This window comes from Mycobacterium sp., from assembly GCF_049281135.1.
GTDB lineage: Bacteria > Actinomycetota > Actinomycetes > Mycobacteriales > Mycobacteriaceae > Mycobacterium.
In genome coordinates, this window is record NZ_JBAPRN010000623.1 from 1 (window position 1) to 7,743 (window position 7,743).

The following is a 7,743-nucleotide window of genomic DNA, read 5'->3' on the forward strand; positions in this document are numbered from 1 at the left end:
GCTATGCCCCCTGTGCCCCCGCTGCCGCCGCTTGCTGGAAGCGTACGTAGCCGTTCTGCTCGAGCTCGTCGGCCAACTCCGGCCCACCGGATTCCGCGATGCGCCCGCCGACGAACACGTGCACGTATTCCGGATGGATGTAGCGCAGGATCCGGGTGTAGTGGGTGATGAGCAGGACGCCGCCCCGCACCGGCTGGCCGGTGCCATCGTCCCAGCCGGCTTCGGCGTAGCGGTTGACGCCCTCGCTGACCACCCGCAAAGCGTCGACGTCCAGACCGGAATCGGTCTCGTCGAGGATCGCGATCTTGGGCTTCAGCAGCCCCAGCTGCAGGATCTCGTGGCGCTTCTTCTCACCACCGGAAAAGCCTTCATTGACGCTGCGTTCGCCGAAGGCCTGGTCGATGTCCAGCTCCTGCATCGCGGCCTTGACCTCTTTGACCCAGTGCCGCAGCTTGGGCGCCTCGCCCCGGACCGCGGTCGCGGCCGAACGCAGGAAGTTCGACATCGACACCCCGGGCACCTCGATGGGGTACTGCATGGCCAGGAACAGACCGGCGCGGGCGCGCTCGTCGACGCTCATGTCCAGGACGTTCTGCCCGTCGAGCGTGATCGATCCTGATGTCACGCGGTACTTCGGGTGTCCGGCGATGGCGTAGGACAAGGTCGACTTGCCAGACCCGTTGGGGCCCATCACCGCATGGGTTTCACCGGAGCGCACCGTCAGGTTGACCCCGTTGAGGATGCCGATCTCGTCGCCGTCGGACGCATTCTCGACGCTGACGTGCAAATCTTTGATTTCCAGAGTTGTCATGAGGCGGTGATTCTCGATTCCGTGATGGCCAGTTCGTGTTCGATGGCAGTGGTCAGGCGTTCGCGTATTTCGGCGACCGCGATCTTCGCGATGATCTCGTTGAAGAACCCGCGCACCACCAACCGGCGGGCCTGTTCTTCGGGGATCCCGCGCGAGCGTAGGTAGAACAGCTGTTCGTCGTCGAATCTTCCAGTGGCACTGGCGTGTCCGGCTCCGACGATCTCGCCGGTCTCGATCTCCAGGTTCGGCACCGAGTCGGCGCGTGCACCGTCGGTCAGAACCAGATTCCGGTTCACCTCGAAGGTGTTGGTGCCGGTGGCCTCGGCCCGGATCAGCACATCGCCGACCCAGACGGTGTGCGCGTCGGGGCGGCTCGAGTCCGGATCCCCTTGCAGCGCACCCTTGTACAGCACGTTGGATTTGCAGTCCGGCTGTGCATGGTCGATGAGCAACCGGGACTCCAGATGCTGACCGTCGTCGGCGAAGTACAAGCCGAGCAACTCGGCGTCGCCACCGGGTGCGCCGAACCGCACGTTGCCGGTCATCCGCACCACCTCGCCGCCGAGCGTGATCGCGACATGACGCAGCACCGCGTCTTTGCCCAGCCGGGCGTGGTGTGCGCTGACATGCACGGCGTCATCGGCCCAGTCGGCGATCCAGACCACCGTGAGCCGCGCCGCGTCCTCGACGACGAATTCGAGGTTGTCGGCATAGATTCCGCTGCCGCGATGGTCGACGACGATGACCGCTTCGGCAAGCTCGCCCACGCGCACCTGCAGGTGTCCGTACGCCACCGCACCCGCACCGGGTCCTTCGATCGCAATCTCTACCGGCTCGGCGATCTGCGTATCACGGGCGACGGTGACGACCGTCGCGGTGTTGAACGACGAAAAGGCCTGTGCGGCAACCCGGTCGGCGGGAACGCCGCCCTGTCCGAGTCGCTCGTCGCCGCGACGCACGGTCTCCACCCGCACACCGGGCTGCTCACCGACCGCGATCTTCGCGGTTCCGGTGGCGTGCGCCGAACCGTCGTGCAGTCCGTGCAAACGTCGTAGCGGGGTGAATCGCCAGATCTCGTCGCGGCCGCCGGGAACCTCGAACGCGTTGACGTCGAACGCGGAGAACAGCTCGCCCTTGTTGGCAGCGGCGAGGGCCGAACCCTCCACCGCTTCAGTCAATCCCACCACTAGCCGACCGCACCTTCCATCTGCAACTCGATCAGCCGGTTGAGCTCGAGGGCATACTCCATCGGCAGTTCCTTGGCGATCGGCTCGACGAAGCCGCGGACCACCATCGCCATGGCCTCGTCTTCGGTCATGCCGCGGCTCATGAGGTAGAAGAGCTGATCCGCGCTGACCTTGGAGACGGTGGCCTCGTGACCCATCGTGACGTCGTCCTCGCGGATGTCGACGTACGGGTAGGTGTCGCTCCGGCTGATCGTATCCACCAGCAGCGCATCGCATTTCACGCTCGACCGGGAACCGTGCGAACCCTTGTTCACCTGAACCAGGCCGCGATAGGACGCGCGACCGCCGCCGCGGGCAACCGACTTGGAGACGATGTTGCTCGACGTGTTGGGTGCCAGGTGCAGCATCTTGGCGCCGGTGTCCTGGTGCTGGCCCTCGCCGGCGAACGCGACCGAAAGCACCTCACCCTTGGCGTGCTCGCCGGTCATCCAGACCGCCGGGTACTTCATGGTCACCTTGGAGCCGATGTTGCCGTCGACCCATTCCATGGTGGCGCCGGCTTCCGCCCGGGCCCGCTTGGTGACCAGGTTGTAGACGTTGTTCGACCAGTTCTGGATGGTGGTGTAACGGCAACGGCCACCGGGCTTCACGATGATCTCCACCACCGCCGAGTGCAGCGAGTCCGACTTGTAGATCGGCGCCGTACAGCCCTCGACGTAGTGCACGTAGGCGCCCTCGTCGACGATGATCAGCGTCCGCTCGAACTGGCCCATGTTCTCGGTGTTGATCCGGAAGTAGGCCTGCAGCGGGATGTCGACGTGCACACCCGGCGGGACGTAGATGAACGATCCGCCACTCCAGACGGCGGAGTTCAGCGCCGAGAACTTGTTGTCGCCGGCCGGAATCACCGTGCCGAAGTACTTCTGGAACAGCTCGGGTTGATCACGCAGCGCGGTGTCGGTGTCCAGGAAGACGACACCCAGTTTCTCCAGATCCTCGCGGATCGAGTGGTACACCACCTCTGACTCGTACTGCGCCGCGACGCCGGAGACCAACCGCTGCTTCTCGGCTTCGGGGATGCCGAGCCTGTCGTAGGTGTTCTTGATGTCTGCAGGAAGATCGTCCCAGGTGGCGGCCTGCTTCTCGCTAGACCGCACGAAGTACTTGATGTTGTCGAAGTGGATGCCGTCGAGGTTGGATCCCCAGTTCGGCATCGGCTTGCGCCCGAAGATTCGCAGCGCCTTCAGCCGGTACTCCAGCATCCACTCGGGCTCGTTCTTCTTGGCCGAGATGTCGCGGACCACAGCCTCCGACAACCCGCGCTGCGCGCTGGCGCCGGCCACGTCGGAGTCCGACCAGCCATAGCCGTAACGGCCCAGTGAGGCGATGGTCTCGTCCTGTGTCAGCGGTGCGTCCAACTTCTGGATCTCGGGGGTGGTCGTCATGACGACGCTCCTTGCTTGCTTGCGGTGGCTTCGACGCGAGCTGAGCGTCGAAGGGTTGACGGCTGCTCGGTGGGAGTCAGCGGCACGTGGGTCGTGCATGCGAAGTCACCATTGACGATGGTCGCAAGCCGCTGCACGTGGGTCCCGAGCACCTCGGCCATGGCCTGCTGCTCGGTTTCGCACAATTCCGGGAACTCCTCGGCGACGTGCGACACCGGACAATGATGCTGACAGATCTGCACGCCGTGGATTGGGCCCTCGACGCGGGCGGTGGTAGCGACGTAACCGGCCTTGCTCAACGCACCAGCGACCTGCTCTGCGGCGGCTTCGACATCGTCGTCCGCGGACGACGCAGGCGCCTGAACACCGGACAGGATCGCGTCGATGCGCTGACGGGCAAAGCTGCGGACCGCCTCTTCGCCGCCGATCTCACGAAGCTGGCGCATCGCGGCGGACGCCAGATCGTCGTAACTGTGATCCAGCTTCGCGCGGCCGGTCGAGGTCAACCGGTACCGCTTGGCCGGTCGTCCGCGTCCGGCCTGCTGCCACGGCGCGGCCGGAACCGACTCGGCCTCGCCCATGTCGATCAATGCGTCGAGGTGGCGTCGCACCCCGGCGGCCGACAGACCCAGGCGCTCACCGATTTGCCCGGCGGTGATAGACCCGGACTCCAACAGCAACCGCACGACGGCGCTGCGGGTCTGACCGTCATGGCTCGCTGCAGCGGCTGCTGCTTCGGCACCTTGGACGGACTGCGGGAATTTCACAACACCAGTGTGACGCAATTCCAGCAATGGGTCCAGCAAGGCTACCCTCTGCAGACGTTGTCCTGGTCACACCTGACGCGTTCGGCCCTGCCCCGGCGGCGGTTACGCTGCTGTGATGGCAGACCGCCACCACTCGCTGAGTTCGTCGATCGCCAGCCTGCACGGCGACGAAATGGCTGTCGGCCAGCCACTGAACGACCGCGAGGAGATCGCGCTTCGTCGCACCCGAGTTTTCGGCGCCACCGGCACGGTGCTGATGGCGATCGGCGCGCTCGGAGCCGGGGCCCGGCCGGTGGTCCAGGACCCGACGTTCGGCGTCCGGCTGCTCAACCTCCCATCGCGGATCCAGACGGTGTCGCTGACGATGACGACGACCGGCGCCGTGATGATGGCCCTGGCCTGGCTGATGCTGGGCCGGTTCGCGCTGGGCAAGCGGCGCATGTCCCGCGGTGAGCTGGATCGCACGCTGTTGCTGTGGGTGCTGCCGCTGTTGATCGCGCCACCGATGTTCAGCAAGGACGTCTACTCCTACCTGGCGCAGAGTCAGATCTGCCGGCTGGGACTCGACCCGTACCGGGTGGGCCCGGCGACCGGGCTGGGCCTCGGCCATGTCTTCACCCTGTCGGTGCCCAGCCTGTGGCGGGAGACGCCGGCGCCTTACGGGCCGCTGTTCTTGTGGATCGGCCGCGGCATCTCGGCGTTGACCGGCGAAAACATCGTCGCCGCGGTGCTCTGCCATCGGCTGGTGGTGCTGCTCGGAGTGGGCCTGATCGTCTGGGCGACACCGCGACTGGCTCGGCGATGTGGCGTCGCCGAGGTCAGCGCGCTGTGGCTGGGGGCGGCCAACCCGCTGCTGATCATGCATCTGGTCGCCGGCATCCACAACGAAGCGCCGATGCTCGGGCTGATGCTGACCGGTACCGAGTTCGCGTTGCGCGGTATCGACTCCGCGCGCCCGCTGTGGCCGCGACCGTGGCCGCGGGCCAGCGGCCACCGCGCGGATTGGGCGCCATTGGGCATGCTGCTGGTCGGGGCGATCCTGATCGTGCTGTCCTCGCAGATCAAGCTGCCCTCGCTGCTGGCGCTGGGCTTCGTCACGATGGCGTTGGCGCAGCGCTACGGCGGCACTCTCAAGTCGTTCCTGCTGGCCAGCAGCCTGATGGCGGGACTGTCGCTGGCCGTGATGGCCGCGGTCGGCTCGGCCAGCCGGCTCGGGTTCGGCTGGATCTACACGCTGGGCACCGCCAACGTGGTGCGCAGCTGGATGTCGCCGCCCACGCTGATCGCGCTGGGCACCGGGCAGGTGGGCATTCTGCTGGGCCTGGGTGATCACACCACCGCGATCCTGTCGCTGACCCGTGGCATCGGCGTCTTGATCATCGCCGTCATGGTCGCCTGGCTGCTGATCGCCGTGCTGCGTGGCCGCCTGCATCCGGTGGGTGGACTCGGCGTCGCGCTGGGCGGCACCGTGTTGCTGTTTCCGGTGGTGCAGCCCTGGTATCTGCTGTGGGCCATCATCCCGTTGGCGGCCTGGGCCACCCGGCCGGGCTTCCGGATGGCCGTGATCATCGTGACAATCGTCGTCGGCATCTTCGGCCCGACGGCCAACGGCGACCGGTTTGCGCTGTTCCAGATCGTGGACGCCACCGTGGCCAGCACGGTCATCGTGCTGCTGCTGATCGCGGTGACCTACGACCGATTGCCGTGGCGGCCGCTGCCCGAGGAGCGACCCGGGCCCGAGGGGACGGGCGACAATCCGGTGCCCACCGGTCAGACCCCGCAGCCCGCTCCGCTGCCCGGCGCTTACGCTCAATCGTCGTGAGCCCGGCTTCAGACATCCACGTGCGGTTGCGCGGGGTATGCAAGCAGTACGGCTCGGGGGCGAGCGCGACGACCGCCGTTTCTCACCTCGATCTCGACGTGCACGCCGCCGAAGTACTGGCGCTGCTCGGTCCGAACGGCGCCGGCAAGACGACGACCGTGGAAATGTGCGAGGGGTTCGTCCGCCCCGATACCGGCACCATCGAAGTGCTGGGATTGGATCCGATCGCCGACAATGCCCGGTTGCGGGCACGGATCGGCGTGATGTTGCAGGGCGGCGGCGGCTATCCCGCTGCCCGGGCCGGCGAGATGCTCAACCTGGTGGCCTCCTACGCCGCCGATCCCCTGGATCCGACATGGCTACTGAACACTCTGGGTCTGACCGACGCGGCCCGCACCACCTACCGACGGCTCTCCGGCGGCCAGCAGCAGCGGCTCGCGCTGGCCTGCGCGCTGGTCGGCCGGCCGGAATTGGTCTTTCTCGACGAGCCCACCGCCGGAATGGATGCCCAGGCCCGAATCCTGGTGTGGGAGTTGATCGATGCGCTGCGCCGCGACGGCGTGACGGTGGTGTTGACCACCCACCAGCTCAAGGAAGCCGAGGAGCTCGCCGACCGGCTGCTCATCATCGACCACGGGGTGACGGTGGCCGCCGGAACGCCGGCCGAATTGACCCACAGCGGCGCCAAAGGCCAGCTGCGGTTCAGCGCGCCGCCGCGACTCGAGTTGTCGCTGCTGGTGTCGGCGCTGCCCGAGGACTACCAGGTTTCCGAGGCGACGCCGGGCGAGTATCTGGTGGAAGGCCCGATCGATCCTCAGGTGCTGGCCACCGTGACGGCGTGGTGCGCTCAGATCAACGTTCTGGCGACCGACCTGCGGGTGGAGCAGCGCAGCCTGGAAGACGTGTTCCTGGAGCTGACCGGCCGGGAGGTGCGCTCATGACCGAAACCCATTTCCCCGCCGGCACTTTCACGCCCGACCCACGACCCGCCGCGGTTCCGAAGATGCTGGCCGCGCAGTTCGGTCTCGAGCTGAAGCTATTGCTGCGTAATGGCGAGCAACTGCTGCTCACCATGTTCATCCCGATCACGCTGCTCATCGGTTTGACGTTGCTGCCGCTCGGGTCGTTCGGCGACAACCGGGCCGCCACCTTCGTTCCGGCGATCATGGCGCTGGCGGTGATCTCGACCGCGTTCACCGGCCAGGCCATCGCGGTCGCCTTCGACCGGCGCTACGGCGCGCTCAAACGGCTGGGCGCAACAGCATTGCCGGTGTGGGGCATCATCGCGGGCAAATCGGCGGCGGTCGTCACTGTCGTGTTCCTGCAATCAATCATTCTGGGCGCCTTCGGTTTTGCACTCGGTTGGCGGCCACCTCTTGCGGGTCTGGCGCTGGGCGCAGTGGTCATTGGGCTGGGCACTGCGGTTTTCGCGGCGCTGGGCTTGCTGCTTGGCGGCACGCTGCGCGCGGAGATCGTGCTGGCGGTGGCCAACCTGTTGTGGTTTGTCTTCGCCGGACTCGGTGCCCTGACCATCGAATCCGGGCTGGTCGGTTCGGCCGTCAGATGGGCGGCGCGGCTCACCCCGGCGGGGGCGCTGACCGAGTCGCTGTCCCGCGCGATGAGCCTGTCGGTGGACTGGTTCGGCGTACTGGTGCTTGTTGCGTGGGGCACGCTGGCCGGACTGGCCGCGTTGCGCTGGTTCCGCTTCACC

At 66.8% G+C, this 7,743-nt stretch carries 7 protein-coding genes; 3 read left to right on the top strand and 4 right to left on the bottom strand.

The features are described from left to right. Position 1 precedes the first annotated feature (1 nt). Genes sufC through WAN02_RS24535 form a run of 4 tightly spaced genes read right to left on the bottom strand, consistent with a single transcriptional unit; the run spans position 2 to position 4,264 of the window. Positions 2 to 811: a Fe-S cluster assembly ATPase SufC gene (gene sufC, locus WAN02_RS24520; protein WP_422267264.1), complete on the bottom strand. Its 810-nt coding sequence runs from the start codon at positions 809 to 811 to the stop codon at positions 2 to 4. Then, positions 808 to 1,998: a Fe-S cluster assembly protein SufD gene (gene sufD / locus WAN02_RS24525; RefSeq protein WP_422267266.1), complete on the bottom strand. Its 1,191-nt coding sequence runs from the start codon at positions 1,996 to 1,998 to the stop codon at positions 808 to 810. Before sufD ends, sufC begins: the two co-directional genes overlap by 4 nt. After that, the gene (gene sufB / locus WAN02_RS24530; protein ID WP_422267268.1) at positions 1,998 to 3,443 is read right to left on the bottom strand and encodes a Fe-S cluster assembly protein SufB; all 1,446 of its coding nucleotides are present in this window, start codon (positions 3,441 to 3,443) and stop codon (positions 1,998 to 2,000) included. The genes sufD and sufB overlap by 1 nt, the downstream gene beginning before the upstream one ends. After that, positions 3,440 to 4,264 (bottom strand): helix-turn-helix transcriptional regulator, encoded by an 825-nt coding sequence (locus tag WAN02_RS24535; RefSeq protein WP_422267274.1) that lies wholly within the window; start codon positions 4,262 to 4,264, stop codon positions 3,440 to 3,442. The genes sufB and WAN02_RS24535 overlap by 4 nt, the downstream gene beginning before the upstream one ends. 61 nt (positions 4,265 to 4,325) lie before the next feature. Between WAN02_RS24535 and mptB the strand changes: the two genes are divergently transcribed. The 3 genes from mptB to WAN02_RS24550 form a co-directional block, all read left to right on the top strand. Then, on the top strand, positions 4,326 to 6,032 hold the full coding sequence (mptB, locus tag WAN02_RS24540; protein ID WP_422267270.1) for a polyprenol phosphomannose-dependent alpha 1,6 mannosyltransferase MptB: 1,707 nt from the start codon (positions 4,326 to 4,328) through the stop codon (positions 6,030 to 6,032). After that, positions 6,023 to 6,973 (top strand): ABC transporter ATP-binding protein, encoded by a 951-nt coding sequence (locus tag WAN02_RS24545; protein ID WP_422267276.1) that lies wholly within the window; start codon positions 6,023 to 6,025, stop codon positions 6,971 to 6,973. Before mptB ends, WAN02_RS24545 begins: the two co-directional genes overlap by 10 nt. Next, positions 6,970 to 7,743 (top strand): ABC transporter permease (locus tag WAN02_RS24550; protein WP_422267272.1); only part of this gene is annotated, 774 nt, incomplete at its 3' end. The genes WAN02_RS24545 and WAN02_RS24550, both read left to right, overlap by 4 nt.